General features: G+C 66.8%; 10 protein-coding genes. 7 read left to right on the top strand and 3 right to left on the bottom strand.

What is annotated here, in order from left to right; all coding sequences use genetic code 11:
• Positions 1 to 11: 11 nt before the first annotated feature.
• Complete coding sequence (locus BGI51_RS01730) at positions 12 to 1,472, bottom strand: SulP family inorganic anion transporter (protein WP_187980126.1); 1,461 nt, start codon at positions 1,470 to 1,472, stop codon at positions 12 to 14.
• A gap of 493 nt (positions 1,473 to 1,965) precedes the next feature.
• Here BGI51_RS01730 and fdnG point away from each other — a divergent pair, with 493 nt between their 5' ends.
• The 7 genes from fdnG to BGI51_RS01695 all read left to right on the top strand — a co-directional run bounded on the left by fdnG (position 1,966) and on the right by BGI51_RS01695 (position 15,758).
• On the top strand, positions 1,966 to 5,046 hold the full coding sequence (gene fdnG, locus BGI51_RS01725; protein ID WP_187980125.1) for a formate dehydrogenase-N subunit alpha: 3,081 nt from the start codon (positions 1,966 to 1,968) through the stop codon (positions 5,044 to 5,046).
• Positions 5,046 to 6,005: a formate dehydrogenase subunit beta gene (gene fdxH / locus BGI51_RS01720; protein WP_133862816.1), complete on the top strand. Its 960-nt coding sequence runs from the start codon at positions 5,046 to 5,048 to the stop codon at positions 6,003 to 6,005. Before fdnG ends, fdxH begins: the two co-directional genes overlap by 1 nt.
• Before the next feature lie 46 nt (positions 6,006 to 6,051).
• Positions 6,052 to 6,675, top strand: a complete 624-nt coding sequence (locus BGI51_RS01715; protein ID WP_133862815.1) for a formate dehydrogenase subunit gamma — start codon at positions 6,052 to 6,054, stop codon at positions 6,673 to 6,675.
• Positions 6,676 to 6,867: 192 nt separating this feature from the next.
• The gene (fdhE, locus tag BGI51_RS01710; protein ID WP_187980124.1) at positions 6,868 to 7,785 is read left to right on the top strand and encodes a formate dehydrogenase accessory protein FdhE; all 918 of its coding nucleotides are present in this window, start codon (positions 6,868 to 6,870) and stop codon (positions 7,783 to 7,785) included.
• Between the two features lie 494 nt (positions 7,786 to 8,279).
• Positions 8,280 to 10,541 carry a catalase/peroxidase HPI gene (gene katG, locus BGI51_RS01705; protein WP_187980123.1) on the top strand — a complete coding sequence of 754 codons (2,262 nt, stop codon included), beginning with the start codon at positions 8,280 to 8,282 and terminating at the stop codon, positions 10,539 to 10,541.
• 230 nt (positions 10,542 to 10,771) lie between these two features.
• Positions 10,772 to 14,767 (top strand): Pls/PosA family non-ribosomal peptide synthetase, encoded by a 3,996-nt coding sequence (locus BGI51_RS01700; RefSeq protein WP_187980122.1) that lies wholly within the window; start codon positions 10,772 to 10,774, stop codon positions 14,765 to 14,767.
• Positions 14,768 to 14,834: 67 nt separating this feature from the next.
• Positions 14,835 to 15,758, top strand: a complete 924-nt coding sequence (locus tag BGI51_RS01695) for an SdiA-regulated domain-containing protein (protein ID WP_187980121.1) — start codon at positions 14,835 to 14,837, stop codon at positions 15,756 to 15,758.
• 143 nt (positions 15,759 to 15,901) lie between these two features.
• On the opposite strand, the gene BGI51_RS01690 is transcribed toward BGI51_RS01695, so the two are convergent.
• Both BGI51_RS01690 and BGI51_RS01685 read right to left on the bottom strand, forming a co-directional pair.
• Positions 15,902 to 16,426: an ankyrin repeat domain-containing protein gene (locus tag BGI51_RS01690; RefSeq protein ID WP_187980120.1), complete on the bottom strand. Its 525-nt coding sequence runs from the start codon at positions 16,424 to 16,426 to the stop codon at positions 15,902 to 15,904.
• A 275-nt stretch (positions 16,427 to 16,701) separates the two neighbouring features.
• Positions 16,702 to 17,793 carry a lipase gene (locus tag BGI51_RS01685; RefSeq protein ID WP_187980119.1) on the bottom strand — a complete coding sequence of 364 codons (1,092 nt, stop codon included), beginning with the start codon at positions 17,791 to 17,793 and terminating at the stop codon, positions 16,702 to 16,704.
• Positions 17,794 to 17,996: the final 203 nt, after the last annotated feature.

Genomic DNA, 17,996 nt, shown 5'->3' with positions numbered 1-17,996 from the left:
CCGTTGCGGGTTCAATCGCCGAGGGCGAGGTCGTCCGTCATGCCGCCGCGGCGCAGCAGCTGCTTGCAGCGTTGGGACAGGTGCAGCACCCGCACCCGCTTGCCGGCCTTGGCATAGCGTTCGTGCAGGGTGCGCAGCGCGGCCACGGCGGAGTAGTCGACGAAACTCAGGTGGCGGCAGTCCACCACGACCCTGGCGGGGTCGCCGGCCGGATCGAACTGGTTCAAAAAGGTGGCGGTGGAGGCGAAGAACAGGGTGCCGTGCACCTGGTACCTCTTGCTGCCGTCGGCCTCCAGATGGCTGTCGGCATAGAGCCGGCGGGCGTGCTGCCAGGCGAAGTTGAGCGCGGCCAGGACGATGCCGCAGAGTACCGCGGTGGCGAGGTCGGCGAAGACGGTGATCACGGTGACGGCAATGATCATCAGCATGTCGCTGCGCGGTACCCGGTGCAGCACCCGCAGCGAGGCCCAGGCGAAGGTCTGCTGGGCGACCACGAACATGGTGCCCACCAGCGCTGCCAGCGGAATGCGTTCGATCAGCGGCGAGAGAAACAGCACGAACAGCAGCATCAGCACGCCGGCGACCACCCCCGACAGCCGGCCGCGGCCGCCCGAGCTCAGGTTGATCATGGTCTGGCCGATCATGGCGCAACCGCCCATGCCGCCGAACAGCCCCGAAGCCATGTTGGCCGCGCCCAGGGCCACGCACTCGCGATTGGGCAGGCCGCGGCTCTCGGTGATCTCGTCGGTGAGATTCAGGGTCAGCAGGGTCTCCAGCAGGCCGACCAGGGCCATCAGCACCGCATAGGGCAGGATGATCTGCAGCGTTTCCAGGCTCCAGGGGATGTCGGGCAGCGCCAGGCGCGGCAGGCCGCCGGCGATATGGGCCATGTCACCCAGGGTACGGGTGGGCAGGTCGAGGAAATGCACCGCCAGCCCCACGCCGAGGATGGCGGCCAGGGCCGGCGGCACGGCGCGGGTCAGCCGCGGCAGCAGCCAGATGATGGCCATGGTCACGGCGGTCAGACCGATCATCAGGTACAGCGGCGTGCCGCTGAGCCAGGTCTCGCCCTGCTTGAAGTGCTCTAGCTGGGCCAGGGCGATGACGATGGCCAAGCCGTTGACGAACCCCAGCATGACCGGGTGCGGCACCATGCGGATCAGCTTGCCCAGGCGCAAGAGGCCGAAGGCGATCATCAGCAGGCCGCCGAGCACCACCGTGGCCAGCAGGTACTGCACGCCGTGCTGCACCACCAGGGCGATGATGACCACCGCCATGGAGCCGGCGGCGCCGGAGACCATGCCGGGGCGGCCACCGAAGAGGGCGGTGAGAGTACAGATGAAGAAGGCCCCATAGAGCCCCATCAGCGGATTGAGATGGGCAACCAGGGCGAAGGCGATGCACTCGGGCACCAGCGCGAAGGACGTGGTGAGACCGGCCAGGATGTCGGCGCGGGGAGAGACACTTTTCATGACGTATCCAGAACGGGCGACAGCACGGCGGGGCGCGATCGCGGAGAGACGACAGGGCAGCAGGACTCGGGTACAGACCGCAGGGGCCGTCACCAGGGGAGGGGTGGCGCTATGGCGGCGTCGGCAGGTGCTTGGACATGGTGAAGGGGTCCGCAGGCATCGCGAGGAAAGTTAGCCAGCTTAGCATGACTTTCCGGAGCTGCCGAGTCGCCAGGATCGCCGGACCGCTCTACTGGCTACCTTTCGCCAGGCCCTGGACTTGCGCACCCGCTCGGTGAGCGGCGGCTGGCCGACGATGATCCGCTGCCAACGGAGGGTACCCGGCCGTGCGGGATCCCAGGCCATTCGTCAGGCCGCGGCGGATCAGGGGACGGAAGGCCGACTTCCATTGATCGGCGACAACAGCTGAGCGCTCGATAAGCCAGGCTGTTGGGTTACTCTCTGTGCAGGGTTCGGCTACGCACCGGACCCAGCCTGAACGAGGATAAGAATCGTGGATATGAACCGTCGGCAATTCTTCAAGGTCGCTGGAGTCGGCCTTGCGGGATCCAGCCTGGCGGCGTTAGGCATGGCTCCCACAGCCGCCTTTGCCGACCAGGTGCGCCATTTCAAACTGGCGCACACCGTGGAAACCCGCAACACCTGTCCCTATTGCTCGGTCGGCTGCGGCCTGATCATGTACAGCATGGGCGACCGGGCCAAGAACGTGGCCCAGAACATCATTCACATCGAGGGCGACGCCGACCATCCGGTCAATCGCGGCACCCTCTGCCCGAAGGGCGCCGGCCTGCTGGATTTCATCCACAGCCCCAATCGCCTCAAGTACCCGGAAGTCCGCAAGCCCGGCAGCAACGAGTGGACCCGCATCAGCTGGGACGAGGCGCTCGGGCGCATCGCTACCCTGATGAAGGAAGACCGCGATGCCAACTTCATCGCCACCAACGACAAGGGCCAGACGGTCAATCGCTGGTTGACCACAGGCTTCCTGGCCGCCTCGGCGTCCTCCAATGAAACCGGTTATCTGACGCACAAGATCGCACGGAGTCTGGGCCTGCTGGCCTTCGACAACCAGGCGCGCGTTTGACACGGCCCGACGGTGGCAGGTCTTGCCCCGACGTTTGGCCGTGGAGCGATGACGAATCATTGGAGCGACATCAAGAACGCCAATCTCGTCCTCATCATGGGCGGCAATGCCGCTGAAGCCCATCCGTGCGGCTTCAAATGGGTCACCGAGGCCAAGGCGCACAACAACGCCCGGCTGATCGTGGTCGATCCGCGTTTCACCCGTTCCGCCTCGGTGGCGGATTACTACGCGCCGATCCGCACCGGCAGCGACATCGCCTTCCTCGGCGGGCTGATCAATTACCTGATCACCCACGACAAGATTCAGCAGGAGTACGTCCGCAACTACACCGACGCCGGCTTCCTGGTGAAGGAAGGCTTCACCTTCGAGGACGGCCTGTACAACGGCTATGACGCCGAGAAGCGCACCTACACCGACAAGGTGAACTGGGGCTACCAGATCGGCGACGACGGCTTCGTCAAGATCGATCCGACCCTGCAGGATCCGCGCTGCGTCTTCCAGCTGATGAAGCAGCACTACAGTCGCTACACCCTGGAAGTGGCCAGCCAGACCTGTGGCACGCCGACCGACGCGATCCAGAAGGTCTGGGCCGAAATCGCCGAGACCTCGGCGCCCGGTCGCGTCATGACCATCCTCTATGCCCTGGGCTGGACCCAGCACTCCATCGGGGCACAGATCATCCGCTGCGGCGCCATGGTTCAGCTGCTGCTGGGCAACATCGGCCTGCCGGGTGGCGGCATGAACGCCCTGCGCGGTCACTCCAACATCCAGGGCCTCACCGACCTGGGCCTGCTGTCGATCCAGCTGCCCGGCTACCTGACCATCGGCGGCGACGGCGAGCAGGACTACAACGCCTTCATCGCCCGCCGCGCCAGCAAACCGCTGCGTCCGGGGCAGATGAGCTACTGGCAGAACTACGGCAAGTTCCACGTCAGCCTGATGAAGGCCTGGTACGGCGACAAGGCCACCAAGGACAACGACTGGTGCTACCACTGGTTGCCCAAGGTCGATGTCACCGGTGCCGGCTACGACGTCCTGCGCTACTTCGACATGATGGGCAAGGGCCAGGTCAACGGCTATGTCTGCCAGGGCTTCAACCCCATCGCCGCCTTCCCCAACAAGGCCAAGGTGATGCGCGGGCTGTCCAAGCTCAAGTGGCTGGTGATCATGGACCCGCTGGCCACCGAGACCTCCGAGTTCTGGCGCAACCACGGCGAGCACAACGATGTGAACACCGCCGAGATCCAGACCGAGGTGTTCCGCCTGCCCACCACCTGCTTCGCCGAGGAAGACGGCTCCCTGGTCAACTCCAGCCGCTGGCTGCAGTGGCACTTCAAGGGCGCCGAGGCACCCGGCGAAGGGCGCAGCGACATCGCCATCATGTCCGAGCTGTTCCTCAAGCTGCGCGAGGCCTATGCGAAGGATGGCGGGGCCTTCCCCGATCCGATCCTGGGGCTGTCCTGGCCCTACGCCAAGCCCGAGGAGCCGGCGCCGGAAGAACTCGCCAAGGAGTTCAACGGCTACGCCGTCACCGATGTGCTGGATGCCAAGGGCGCGGTCTCGGCCAAGGCCGGTCAGCAACTCGCCGGCTTCGGCCAGTTGATGGACGACGGCAGCACCGCCTCGGGTTGTTGGATCTTCTGCGGCGCCTGGACCGAGCAGGGCAACCAGATGGCGCGGCGCGACAACAGCGATCCGTTCCATATGGGGCAGACCCTGGGCTGGGCGTGGTCGTGGCCGAACAACAGACGCATCCTCTACAACCGCGCCTCCTCGGACCTCAACGGTAAGCCCTGGGACCCGAGCAAGAAGCTGGTGTGGTGGAACGACAAGGCGCAGAAGTGGGGCGGCACCGATGTGCCCGACTACAAGATCGACGCCAAGCCGGCCGACGGCATGAGTCCCTTCATCATGAACCCGGAAGGGGTGGCGCGTTTCTTCGCCCTGGACAAGATGGCCGAGGGGCCCTTCCCGGAACACTACGAGCCGTTCGAGACGCCCATCGGTGTCAACCCGCTGCACCCCAACAACCGCAAGGCGCTCAACAGCCCGGCGGCGCGGGTGCTCAAGGACGACTGGGCGGACTTCGGCGATCGCAAGGACTTCCCCTATGCGGCCACCACCTACCGCCTGACCGAGCACTTCCACTACTGGAGCAAGCACTGCCGTCTCAACGCCATCATCCAGCCGGAGCAGTTCGTCGAGATCGGCGAGGTGCTGGCCAAGCAGAAGGGCATCGCCGCGGGTGATCTCGTGCGCGTCACCTCCAAGCGCGGCCACATCGTCTGCAAGGCGGTGGTGACCAAGCGGATCCGTCCGCTGCAGGTCAACGGCGAGACGGTGCACCACGTCGGCATCCCCATCCACTGGGGTTTCTCCGGCGTGGCGCGGATGGGTTACCTGGCCAACACCCTGACCCCCTTCGTGGGTGACGGGAACACCCAGACGCCCGAGTTCAAGTCGTTCCTCGTCAACGTGGAGAAAGCGTGATGGCAAGCCAAGATATCTACGCCCGCTCCGCGACCACCACGGCCTATACGTCGGTGCGCACCCAGGCGGAAGTGGCCAAGCTGATCGATGTGTCCAAGTGCATCGGTTGCAAGGCCTGCCAGGTCGCCTGTTCGGAATGGAACGAGTTGCGCGACGAGGTGGGCCACACCCACGGCACCTACGACAACCCGGCGGACCTCACCGCGGACTCCTGGACGCTGATGCGCTTCACCGAGCACGAGGACGAGGCCGGCAAGCTGGAGTGGCTGATCCGCAAGGACGGCTGCATGCACTGCGCCGAGCCGGGTTGCCTGAAGGCCTGTCCGAGTCCGGGGGCCATCGTCAAGTACGCCAACGGCATCGTCGACTTCAACCAGGACCACTGCATCGGTTGCGGCTACTGCATCGCCGGTTGCCCCTTCGATATCCCGCGGATCTCGAAGAAGGACAACAAGGCCTACAAGTGCTCGCTGTGTTCGGACCGGGTCGGGGTCGGCCTGGAGCCGGCCTGCGTGAAGACCTGCCCGACCGGCGCCATCGTCTTCGGTACCAAGGACGCCATGAAGGAGCACGCCGCCGAGCGCATCGTCGATCTCAAGAGCCGCGGCTACGAGAACGCCGGGCTGTACGACCCGGTTGGGGTAGGGGGCACCCACGTCATGTACGTGCTGCACCATGCCGACCAGCCGCAGCTGTACAACCACCTGCCCAAGGACCCGACCATCAGCCCCACCGTGGGCCTGTGGAAGGGCTTCACCAAACCCCTGGCGCTGTTTGCCATGGGCGCGGCGGTGCTGGCCGGTTTCTTCCACTACGTGCGCGTCGGCCCGAACCGGACCGATGACGACGACGAGGTGGTCGAGGCGCCGCCTCGTCCCGAGGGCGATGCGCCCAGGGGCGAGGTCAAGCAGCTGAGTCCGTCCGTGCAGATCTTCGATCCGCACGACAAGCAGCCCTAGCAGGGGTACGCCCCCGGTTTGGCCGGGGGCGTCCTGGGAGATCGAGATGAAACCTGAAATCCAGCGTTACAACGCCAACGAGCGGACCAACCACTGGATCGTGGCGATCCTGTTCTTCATGGCCGGGCTATCGGGACTGGCGCTGTTCCACCCCGCGCTGTTCCCGCTGTCGAACCTGTTCGGTGGCGGCACCTGGACGCGCATCCTGCATCCCTTCATGGGTGTGGCGATGTTCCTGTTCTTCGCCTTCCTGGTGATCCGCTTCTGGCGGCACAACAAGATCGGTCGTGAAGACGCCCAGTGGCTCAAGCAGATCAACGATGTGCTGAACAACCGCGAGGAAAAGCTGCCGCCGATCGACAAGTACAACCCTGGGCAGAAGATCCTGTTCTGGGTACTGCTGGCCTGCATGCTGGTCCTGCTGGTCAGCGGCGTGGTCATCTGGCGGCAGTACTTCGCCCACCTGTTCCCCATCCCGGTGATCCGCCTGGGCGCCCTGGCCCATGCCGTGGCCGCCTTCGTGCTGGTGCTGTCGATCATCGTGCACATCTATGCCGGGATCTGGATCAAGGGCTCGGTGACCGCGATGATGACCGGCTGGGTGAGCCGGGCCTGGGCCAAGAAGCACCACTCGCTGTGGTACGAGAAGGTCACCCGCGAGAAGAAGTGAGCGGTCTCTATCGTTGGGCTTCGCTACGCTCAACCCAACCTACGGATAGGTGCGCATGATTTCCCCCGCGCACCGATCTGACCCCCTCTCCCTCCGGGAGAGGGTTGGGGTGAGGGGCAGGGTGCCCATCATCCCAACCCGCCCGCTATCCTGAATCCTCCATCTTCCACCGTTTTGCTAAGGAGCCCTGCCATGGCGGGCCAGATCCTCGAGCCCGGCGAAATCGAAGCCGCGGCCGTCAATCCCGATTTCATCCTGCTGCCCGGTGGCGAGCTGTTCGGCTATCGCGCCGACCGCCTGCGCCTGCTGGCCGCCGGCAATGCGCTGAGTGACTACCTGCTGCTGATGGCCGACCTGTGCGAAGCCCAGCAAGGGGTCTTCGACCGTCTCGCCCCCCTGCCGCTGGACGAGGCGCGCAGCGCCCAGAGTCTGCAGCATGGTCTGCCACCCCTGGGTTACGACACCCTGGTTCGCGAGGGGGACTGGTTGCCCGCGCTGGATGCCCTGCTGGAGACCCTCAAGCTTGCGCAGGCGCCGGTACAGGCCGCCCTGGACGAACTGCGCCAGGCCGATGCCGGCCAGCGCAAGGCCTGGGCCATCGCCCTGCTGGCCGGCAGCTACGAGCTGGTGCCCGCTGGCGTGGTGCCCTTTCTTGGCGCTGCCCTGCAGGTGGCCTGGACCCACTGGCTGCAGCGCAGTGACTTCAGCGCCCTGCGCGAACAGGGTAGTCAGACGTCCTGCCCCTGCTGCGGTGCGCCGCCCATGGCCGGCATCATCCATCACCTGGGCAAGGCCAATGGCCTGAGATACCTCACCTGCTCGCTGTGCGCCTGCGAGTGGCACTTCGTGCGGGTCAAGTGCAGCCACTGCGAGACGGGCAAGGGCCTGGGCTACTACTCCCTGAGCACCGACGACGCCAACGCCCAGAAGGCTCCGCTACGCGCCGAGACCTGCGCCCACTGCAAGACCTATCTCAAGCACCTCTATCGCGACCACGACGCCCGCAGCGAACCCCTGTCCGCCGATCTCGCCAGCCTGGCGCTGGACGTGCGCCTGGCGGAAGAAGGCTACGAGCGCCACGCGCCCAATCTGCTGTTCGCCCCGGGCTAGACCGGGCACGGCGACCGCCCGGGGCAGGGTAGTCGCCGCTCCTTCTGTTTCCGCATATGGCGGACTGCCTCGCCCTGGCCAGTGCCGACGCGCGCCCTCGATTCCGCTTCACTAAGCCAGGCCGCGCGAACCTCTGCAAAGCGGTCGCCAACGTTGCTTATCGCGCCAGGAATCGGCTTGCAGCAGCCTGTCACCCCGGGGTCATCTTGCAGAGCCAGTCTATCGAGGCGCACAAAACCTTCTATCACACCGGGTGGCGAAGCCGTCTAGTATGGAGACTGCGCCGCTTCGTCGGTGTGCCCATCTGATGAGGGGATAACAATGACCGCAACGTCCGCTTCGCCCATGGTGGGGCTCTACCCGGAGCCGGCTCGACGCCGGCCTCAACGCCTGTCGAGCCCCTAGGCCGACGCGACCGGAACCACGCCTTCTGCAGGCCGTGCTGCTGTCGCGGCTGACAACCGGATGAACAAGACCCTGAGGTAGCCAAGAAGATGTCGACCGAATCCAAGTGCCCGTTCAATCACGCCGCCGGCGGTGGTACCACCAACAAGGATTGGTGGCCGAACCAGCTCAATCTCAACTTCCTGCACCAGCATTCCTCACTCTCCGATCCCATGGGCGAAGAGTTCGACTACGCCACCGAATTCAAGAGCCTCGACCTGGAAGCGGTAAAGGCCGACCTGCGCGCCGTGATGACCGATTCCCAGGACTGGTGGCCGGCCGACTTTGGCCACTACGGCCCGCTGTTCGTGCGCATGGCCTGGCACAGCGCCGGTACCTATCGCGTCGGTGACGGCCGTGGCGGCGCCGGTCAGGGTCAGCAGCGCTTCGCGCCGCTCAACAGCTGGCCGGACAACGTCAGCCTGGACAAGGCGCGCCGGCTGATCTGGCCGGTCAAGCAGAAGTACGGCCGCAAGATATCCTGGGCCGACCTCATCGTCCTCACCGGCAACGTCGCCCTGGAATCCATGGGCTTCAAGACCTTCGGCTTCTCCGGCGGTCGCCAGGACGTTTGGGAACCGGACGATGCGGTGTTCTGGGGTTCGGAAACCGTCTGGCTGGGTGGCGACGTGCGCTATGGCGCGCACAAGCAGATGGAGCAGCCCGGTGACGGTGTGCTGACCGCCCAGCCCGAGCAGCATCCGGTGGAGCACAGTCGCAACGACAATCCGCAGCGCACCCTGGAAAATCCCCTGGGCGCGGTGCAGATGGGCCTGATCTACGTGAACCCCGAAGGTCCGGACGGCAATCCCGATCCGGTGGCCTCGGCCCATGACATCCGCGAAACCTTTGGCCGCATGGCCATGAACGACGAGGAAACCGTCGCCCTGATCGCCGGCGGCCACGCCTTCGGCAAGACCCACGGCGCAGGCCCGGCGACCAACGTCGGCGCTGAGCCGGAAGCGGCCGACCTGGAACAGCAGGGCTTCGGCTGGCACAACAGCTACGGCACCGGCAAGGGCGCCGACACCATCACCAGCGGCCTCGAAGTGACCTGGACCTCCACGCCCACCCGCTGGAGCAACGAATACTTCGAGAACATGTTCAAGTTCGAGTGGGAGCTGTTCAAGAGTCCGGCCGGCGCCCACCAGTGGCGGCCGAAAGACGGCGCCGGCGCCAATGCCGTGCCCGATGCCCACGATCCCAGCAAGCGTCATCAGCCGACCATGCTGACCTCCGACCTGGCACTGCGCTTCGATCCGGCCTACGAGAAGATCTCCCGCCGCTTCCTGGAAAATCCGGACCAGCTGGCCGACGCCTTCGCCCGTGCCTGGTTCAAGCTGACCCACAGGGACATGGGTCCCCTGGCTCGCTACCTGGGCCCGGAAACCCCCACCGAAGAACTGCTGTGGCAGGACCCGCTGCCCAAGGCTGCAGGCGCGCCCCTGGGCGAGGCCGAGGTCAAGGCACTCAAGGACAAGCTGGCCGCGTCCGGCCTGAGCGTGTCCGAACTGGTCGGCACCGCCTGGGCGGCTGCTTCCACCTTCCGCGGTTCCGACAAGCGCGGCGGGGCCAATGGCGGCCGTCTGCGCCTGGCGCCGCAAAAGGACTGGGAGGTCAACCAGCCGGCGCAACTGGCCAAGGTGCTGGGCGTGCTGGAAGGCATCCAGCGTGACTTCAATAGCCAGGGCAAGCAGGTCTCCATCGCCGACCTGATCGTGCTGGCCGGCAGCGTCGGGGTGGAAAAGGCCGCCCAGGCGGCGGGCCATTCGGTCAGCGTGCCCTTCACCCCGGGGCGCGTGGATGCCTCCCAGGAGCAGACCGACGTCCACTCCTTCGGGCACCTGGAGCCCTGGGCCGACGGCTTCCGCAACTACGTCGGCGGGGAATTCAAGGTCAAGCCGGAATTCCTGCTGGTGGACAAGGCGCACCTGCTGAACCTGACCGCGCCCGAGCTGACGGTGCTGCTGGGCGGCCTGCGCGTGCTGGACATCAACGTGGGCGGCGCCAAGCATGGCGTCTTCACCCAGCGGCCGCAGACCCTGACCAACGACTTCTTCGTCAACCTGCTGGACATGGCCACCGAATGGAAGGCCACCGGTCCGGACAAGGCCACCTTCGAAGGTCGCGATCGCCAGACCGGTGCGGTGAAGTGGACCGGTACCCGGGTCGATCTGGTGTTCGGTTCCCACGCCCAGCTGCGCGCCCTGAGCGAGGTCTATGGCAGTGCCGATGCCCAGGAGAAGTTCGTCAAGGACTTCGTCAAGGTCTGGACCAAGGTGATGGAGCTGGATCGTTTCGATCTGCGCTGATCGCCGAGCGGTAGCTGAAAACGCCTCCTTCGGGAGGCGTTTTTTTTGGCCTCGCCAGTGCACCGCCGTCCATCGCCGATCAATGGCGGATCGAGTGGAAGGCGCGTTTCAGAGCCGTTCTGGCGCCCGCGACGCAGGGCTGGTCCGGCCTTAAGCAAACCCTAAGCGCCCCTTAAGGAGCGCGTAACCCGGGAGATACACACTGCGCCAAACACCCAGAGGCTGTCCCCATGGAAGCGCTTGCCGAACTCTCCCTCAGTCTGGTCGAAGGCCCCATCCGCCCCGATCTGTGCCGCGATGAAGTCCTCGCCGATCTGTTCGAGGCCACCGCGGCGCGGGCGCCGGAGCGGCCCGCCCTGCTCGAAGGCGAGCGCAGCCTGAGCTATGGCGAACTCAACGCCTGGGCCGACCGCGCCGCGTCGCGGCTGCTGGCCGCCGGTGCCGGGCCTGGCCGCGTGGTCGGCCTCTGGCTGCCACGCGGTATCGAGCTGCTGGTGATGCAGCTGGCCATCGCCAAGACCGGCGCCGCCTGGCTGCCCTGCGACGCCGAAACCCCGGCCGATCGCGTGGCCCTCTGCCTGGAAGATGCCCAGGCGGTGGGCGTGATCACCGGGGCGCCCTTCGCCGATCTGCTGGCGCGGCCCGGGCTCGGCTGCTGGACCCCCGACGAGCTGAGCGTCGGCCTGGCCCAGGGCGAGACCCTGCGCCGGCGTGGCCAGGTCTCTCCGGACCACCTGGCCTACCTGATCTACACCTCCGGCTCCACCGGCAAGCCCAAGGGCATCGGCATCCGCCAGGACAGCATCTGTCACTTCCTGCGCAGCGAGAATTCGCTGCTCGGCATCGAGGCCGGCGATCGGGTCTACCAGGGTTTCTCGGTGGCCTTCGACATGTCCTTCGAAGAGATCTGGATCAGCTACCTGGTGGGCGCCACCCTCTGGCTGGCGCCGCGGGAGATCACCGCCGACCCCGAGGCCCTGGCCCGCGCCCTGACCGCCAATCGCATCAGCGTGCTGCACGTGGTGCCGACCCTGCTGGCGCTGTTGCCGGAAGACGTCCCCAGCCTGCGCCTGATCAACCTCGGCGGCGAGATGTGCCCCGAGCCCCTGGTGGCGCGCTGGAGTCGGCCGCAGCGGCGGCTGTTCAACACCTATGGCCCGAGTGAGGCCACTGTCTCGGCGAGTCTGGCGCAACTGCAACCGGGCGAGCCGGTGACCATTGGCCGGCCGCTGCCCAACTACAGCCTGCTGGTGGTGCACGCCGATGCCAGCCTGCCGCTGGCGCTGCTGCCACGCGATCAGGTGGGTGAACTCTGCATCACCGGTCCCGGCGTGGCCGATGGCTACCTGGGGCGTCCCGAACTGACCGCCGAGAAATTCCTGCCCAATCCCTGGAGCACCGGCAGCCACGACCTCAAGCTCTATCGCACCGGTGACCTGGCACGGGTCGACAAACACGGCCAGGTGCATTGCCTGGGCCGGGTCGACGACCAGGTGAAGATCCGCGGCTATCGCGTCGAGCTGGGCGAGATCGAAGCCACCCTGGCGCGGCAACCCGGCGTCGGGACCGTGGCCGTGGTGCTGCGCGAAGAAGGCGGCGTGGAGCAGCTGGTGGCCTTCCTGGTCGGCGATGGCGGTCCGCTGCCGCGCAGCGACCTGCTGCGGACCGAGCTGGCCGGCTGCCTGCCGCTGTACATGGTGCCCAGTCGCTTCGAGTGGCTCGGCGAGATGCCGCGGCTGAACTCCGGCAAGATCGACCGCAAGCAACTGCGAGCTCGGCCCCTGGCCATTGCCGTAGTGGCGCCGGTCACTCCGGCCAGTGGCGCCCTGGGTGCGCTGCTGGCGGCCACCGCCGAGCTGTTTCCCGGTCAGCCCCTGCACGCCGAGATGGATTTCTTCGACGACTTGGGCGGGCACTCGCTGTTCGCCGCCCGCCTGGTCTCGCGCCTGCGCCAGGACCCGCGCTATGCCAGCGCCACGGTCAAGGCGGTCTATGCCGGCCGCACCCTGGGCGCCATTGCCGACGCCCTGGAGGCGGATGCCGCCGAGGCGGGCACGGCGACGGCCACCGAGGCCTGGGCGCCGCCCAGCCGCTGGCGACGCTGGCGCTGTGGCCTGGCCCAGGCGGTGGCCCTGCCGCCGCTCCTGACCCTGCGCCTGGGCCGCTGGCTGGCACCCTTCCTGGCCTTTCCGCTGCTGATCCATTCCGGTACCGCGCTGCCCTTGGCCATGCTGACCGCCCTGAGTCTGTTCGTTCTGGCCATCGGCCTGGAATTCGCCGTGGCTCTGCTGGGCAAGCGTCTGACCGGTCGCCTGCAGCCCGGTCGCTATCCGCTGTGGGGCCTGACCTATTATCGCTGGTGGCTGGGTGAGCGCTTCCTCGCCCTGGCGCCGGCCTACCTGCTCAGCGGTTCGCCCCTGGCCCGTGGCTGGCTACGGCTGCTGGGCGCCCAGGTCGGCGCCGAGGCCTTCGTCGGCACCCTGACCCTGCGCGTCCCCGAGTTGCTGACCCTGGGGCAGGGCGCCAGCCTGGGCAACGGCGTCAACTTCGAAAACGCCCGGGTGCTGCGCGGCGAACTGCTGCTCGGCGCCGTGACCCTGGGTCGCGAAGCCCAGGTCGGCTCCTATGCCATCCTCGAAGGCGACACCGCCCTCGGTGACGGTGCGCGCCTGCAGGCCCAATCCGCCCTGCGCAGCGGCCAGCGCATCCCGGCCGGACGCAACTGGGGCGGCGCGCCGGCCCATGACCAGGGCGCCGCCGGTGCCCGCGTCCTGCCGCCGGCTCCGGTATCCCGCGCCCAGCGTGCCGTGCTGAAAGGGCTCTATGCCCTCAGTGGCCTGGTGGTCTCGGTGCTGTTCTTCATGCCGCTGTTTCCCCTGGCGCTGCTGATCGACGAACTGGAAAGCTTCGGTGGGCTGCCCTGGTGGCACACCTCTTCGCTGCTGCTCGATGCCCTGCAATACGGCGTACTGGCCCTGCCGCTGGGCATGGTCAGCGTCGCCCTGACCCTGCTTGGCTGCGCCCTGGCACGGCGGTTGATCCTGCCGCGGCTGGAAGAAGGCCAGTGGTCGATCGACAGCCTCTTCTACTGGCGCAAGTGGCTGGCCAACCTGATCCAGGAGTCGGCGCTGCAGAGTCTGCAGGGCCTCTATGCCACCGTTTATTCGGCGCTCTGGTATCGCCTGCTGGGTGCCCGGGTCGGCCGTGATGCCGAGATCTCCACCGCCCAGGGCCCGGTCTCCTCGCTGCTGGAACTGGGCGCCGAGACCTTTATCGCCGATGCCGTGATGCTCGGTGACGAACAGGTGGCCCAGGGCTGGATGACCCTCAGACGCACCTCCATCGCCCGCCGCAGTTTCGTCGGCAACGGCGCCTATGTCGCCGACGGCTGCCACCTCCCCGAAGACGCCCTGATCGGTGTCCTGGGGCGGCTCGACGAAGGCGTGCCCCTGCGCCAGGGCGAAACCTGGCTCGGCTCGCCGGCGGTCCGGCTGCCGGCGCGGGAGACCCTGACCGGCTACCCGGAAAGCCTGACCTTCCGCCCGGCACCTTGGCGCCGGGTGGCGCGTGGCCTGATCGAGGCCCTGCGCATCGTGCTGCCCACCGGCTTCACCGTCGCCGCCGGCTGCGCCATCGCCGAAGCCCTGGTGCCGCTGTGGCAGGCCGGCGCCTGGCTGCAACTGCTCGGCGAGACCCTGCTGGCCGGCAGCGCCTTCGCCCTGGCCAGCTTCCTGGTGGTGCTGGGACTCAAGTGGCTGGTGGTCGGTCGTTATCGCCCGCGCTCGGCGCCCATGTGGACCTTCTTCGTCTGGCGCAGCGAAGCCATCACCAGCCTCTACGAAACCCTGGCGGTGCCCAATCTGCTCGGCACCCTGCGCGGTACGCCCTGGCTGCCGCTGGCGCTGCGCCTGCTCGGCGCCCGCCTGGGGCGCGGCACCTACCTGGATACCACCGACCTCACCGAATTCGACTGCGTGCGCCTCGGTGACCATGGCGAACTCAATGCATTGGCCGGGCCCCAGACCCACCTGTTCGAAGACCGGGTGATGAAGGTGGGCGAAGTCGAGCTGGGAGCCGGGGTCAACCTGGGGCCGCGCAGCGTGGTGCTCTATGGCGCCCGCGTCGGCGACGACGTGGAACTGGGTCCGCTGTCGCTGGTGATGAAGGGCGAAACCTTGCCGGGTCGCTCGCGCTGGGAGGGTAACCCCGTTCAGCCCCGGCGCTAGGACTGTCACACAACCATAAAGACAGCCCCGGATACTCCGCCCCGTACAACAATGACGGGGCAAGGCGATGACGGCGTGGGTACGACGGATCAGGATTGGGCGGACCGGCTGGCTGCTGGCCCTGGCGCTGCTGCTGGCACTGGGAGTGACCCAGGGTCTGCGCAGCAGCCATCTGGATAGTCAATTGCTGTTCTGGCTCGGCCAGCAGTGGCAGAGCGAACCCCGAACCTCCCTGGAGCTCGGTCGCTACCGGGTGGCGGTGGAAGCCAAGCCGGTGGCCGGCGTCAGCGAGAATCTGTCCGACCTCAGCTATGACCCGGAGCGGGATCGCCTCTGGGCGGTGGTCAACAATCCGCCGGAGTTGCTGGCCCTGAGCCGGGACGGCGAGCTGCTGCAACGCCATCGCCTGGAGGGCTTCGACGACGTCGAAGGCGTGACCTATCTGGGAGGCGACCGCCTGCTGCTGGCGGAAGAGGGCGCCAACGCCCTGACCCTGGTAGGCATCCCCGAGGGCGACGACGTGCTCCGCCGCAAGGACTATCGCAGCCTGACCCTGGATCTCTTCCCCCGCGCCAACCAGGGCTTCGAGGGGCTGGACTACGATGCCGCCCGCGATCGCCTGTTCGTGGTCAAGGAGCACTCGCCGCGCAAGCTCTATGAAATCCGTGGCCTGCTCAGGAGCTTCGACGGCGACTTCGCCCTGCGCATCATTGATCGCCAGGCCTGGCTGGACCAGGCGCCCAGCACCGGTGACCTGTCCGCGGTCCATGTCGATCGCCGCACCGGCCACCTGCTGCTGCTCAGCGACGAATCGCGGGTGCTGATCGAACTCGACGACCAGGGCCATACCCTGGATACCCGTTCCCTGGTGGCGCCCTTTGGTGGCCTGTCACGGCGGATCCGCCAGCCCGAAGGCGTCACCCTGGATACCGCCGGTAACCTCTATGTGGTCAGCGAGCCTAACCTGTTCTATCGCTACCAGAAGCGCTAAGAGCCTGTTCAAAGTCTGCTGCGCGTCGGCCAAACCGCGTTGAAAATGCCTTCGGAATGCTCATTTACCACTCGTAAACTCCGCTTCCTCAGGCTTTTTCGCCTTGTTTGTCTCTAGCTCGCGAGCCTTTGAATAGGCTCTGATCAGACGCCGCCCAGCCGCTCCAGCACGGCAGGGGTATCCTTGGCGCCCATGGCGCGGGCCACGCTCAGCGCCGTGTTGCCGGCGGCGTCCCGGGCCTTGGGATCGGCACCGCGGGCGACCAGCAGTTCCACCATCTGCACGTGGTTGAACATGGCCGCCATCATCAGCGCGGTCTTGCCGTCGGGCATGGCGCCCTCCACGGCGGCGCCGTGCTCCAGCAGCAGTTCGGCCATCGGCAGGTTGTTCTTGAAGGCCGCGCCGGCCAGGGGCGACTGGCCCATGTCGTTGGCCAGATTCGAATCGGCCCGGTGCTCCAGCAGGACACGGCTGGCCTCCAGGTGGCCGTGGTAGCTGGCCAGCATCAGCAGGCTGTCGCCCTTGTGATTGCGCAGATTGGGGGTCAGCCCCTTCTCCAGCACCAGGGCCAGCACCGCGGCATTGCCGGTGCGCGCGAGGTTGAACACCTCGGTGGCGAATTCCTGGGCTTCTTCATCGGTCATGCGCTGGGGACCGTCTGCGGTCATTGTGCTCTCCTGGACTAAGGCGGGCGGGACCCTCGGGATCCCGGACGATAGGAGGGCAGACCCGAATGGCAGGGGGGAGTTCTGTCGCGGCGGCGAAACAAGGCCGCCGCAAAAGCGCGAGTCGGTTATAAAACGTCGCGAGCGGTTGTCAGACAGGTGTGTGCGGCGCGCAGGAGCCGGACCGGGCTCGCGTACGAGTGTACGAGTAGTACATGAGGATTCCGAGCACCGCACGTGCCTGTATGGCGGACGCGCAGTAGTTTTATAAGCGGCTCTCAGCCGAAGGTTGCGTGGGTCTCGGCGAAGGCCTGCAATTCCGCCACGCTGTAGTTGCCGACCATCAGCACCGGGCCATGGGCCGTACCAATCTGCGCGGGCAGGGTGTCGAGAAAACCACCGGTAGGGGTCACCCCGAGGTTGGTGTATTCGGCGGCCGGCAGATGGAATTCGGCGATCAGGCGCGCCGCTTCGGCGATGCCGGCGGCCACGCTGACTGGATGCAGGGCGGCCCCTAGCGGATTGACTTGGCCACCGTTGTCGCCGCTGAACAGGTGGCCGACCTTGGCTGCCGCCTGGGTCAGGTCGTGCTGGTCGGCCTGGGCGCCGATCAGGAACAGCGAACCATAGTGCGGCAGGCTGCCGCCGCCCTCGGCCTGGCTGACGAAGCTGGGCGCGAAGGGCTGCTCGCCGCGGATGTCGGAGCTGTAGTTGGCCACCGGATCGCCGAGGGTGACCACATTGACGAAGTTGCCTCCGTGACCCGCCGCGTGCGCATCGCGGGGAATGCCCGAGGCCTCGAAGCTGATGCCGCCGAGACCGGTCTGCTGGGCGACGTAGGCCGCCGAGATGCCGCCCAGGGAGTGGCCGGTGACGAAGATGTCCTGGGTGCCATAGCCCTGCTTGGCCGCCGCCTCGATCACCTGGTGGGCGAAGTCCAGCGACTGGCGCTGGGCGCTGGAGACCTGCTGGCCGAGGATCTGCAGATCGCTCAGCAGACCACCGGCGGTGGACAGGGGATCGATCAGCAGATTCTCGCCTCTGGTAGTGCCGGCATAGCTGATGAGCACCTGGTTCTCGGCGGTGATCCAGGTGTGGGCCGTCGCGCCATTGAGCGAGTTGTGCAGCGTCAGCTGCTGGCCATCGACCAGGAAGGGCCGCATGCCGTCGGGCGTGCCACCCAGCACGTACTCGCTGATGGCGCCGTTGAGGAATTCGCTGACGGTTGGGGTGCTGGCCGAACTGGTCTGCGCCAGCGGCGTGACCGCGGCGCTCTTTAGCGTGTGCAGGTAGGTGAAGTTGCCGAGGCTGACGATGTCGCTGTTGTCGAGCAGGCCATCGCTGGCCCAGGGGGAGGTTTTCTTGGACATGACGGCACCTTTGTTATTGTCGTGAGGTGGACGCGGTGGCCAGGGCCTTCCACGCCAGGACCACGCTAGGCGCCTGGGAAAAGCCCGCGAAAACCATCCTAGGACGGGCTCTGGCACGCGGCAAACCGGGAACCCGGGGGTCATTTCCGGACGCCCCGGGTCCGGGTTCGGCCACCCCACGCCGGGACGGGCCAGGCCTGCGG

It is taken from the genome of Pseudomonas oryzihabitans (genome assembly GCF_014522265.1).
Classification (GTDB): Bacteria; Pseudomonadota; Gammaproteobacteria; order Pseudomonadales; family Pseudomonadaceae; genus Chryseomonas; species Chryseomonas aestiva.
The sequence above is the reverse complement of the archived record's forward strand: the minus strand, read 5'-3'. Positions and strand labels throughout refer to the sequence as shown.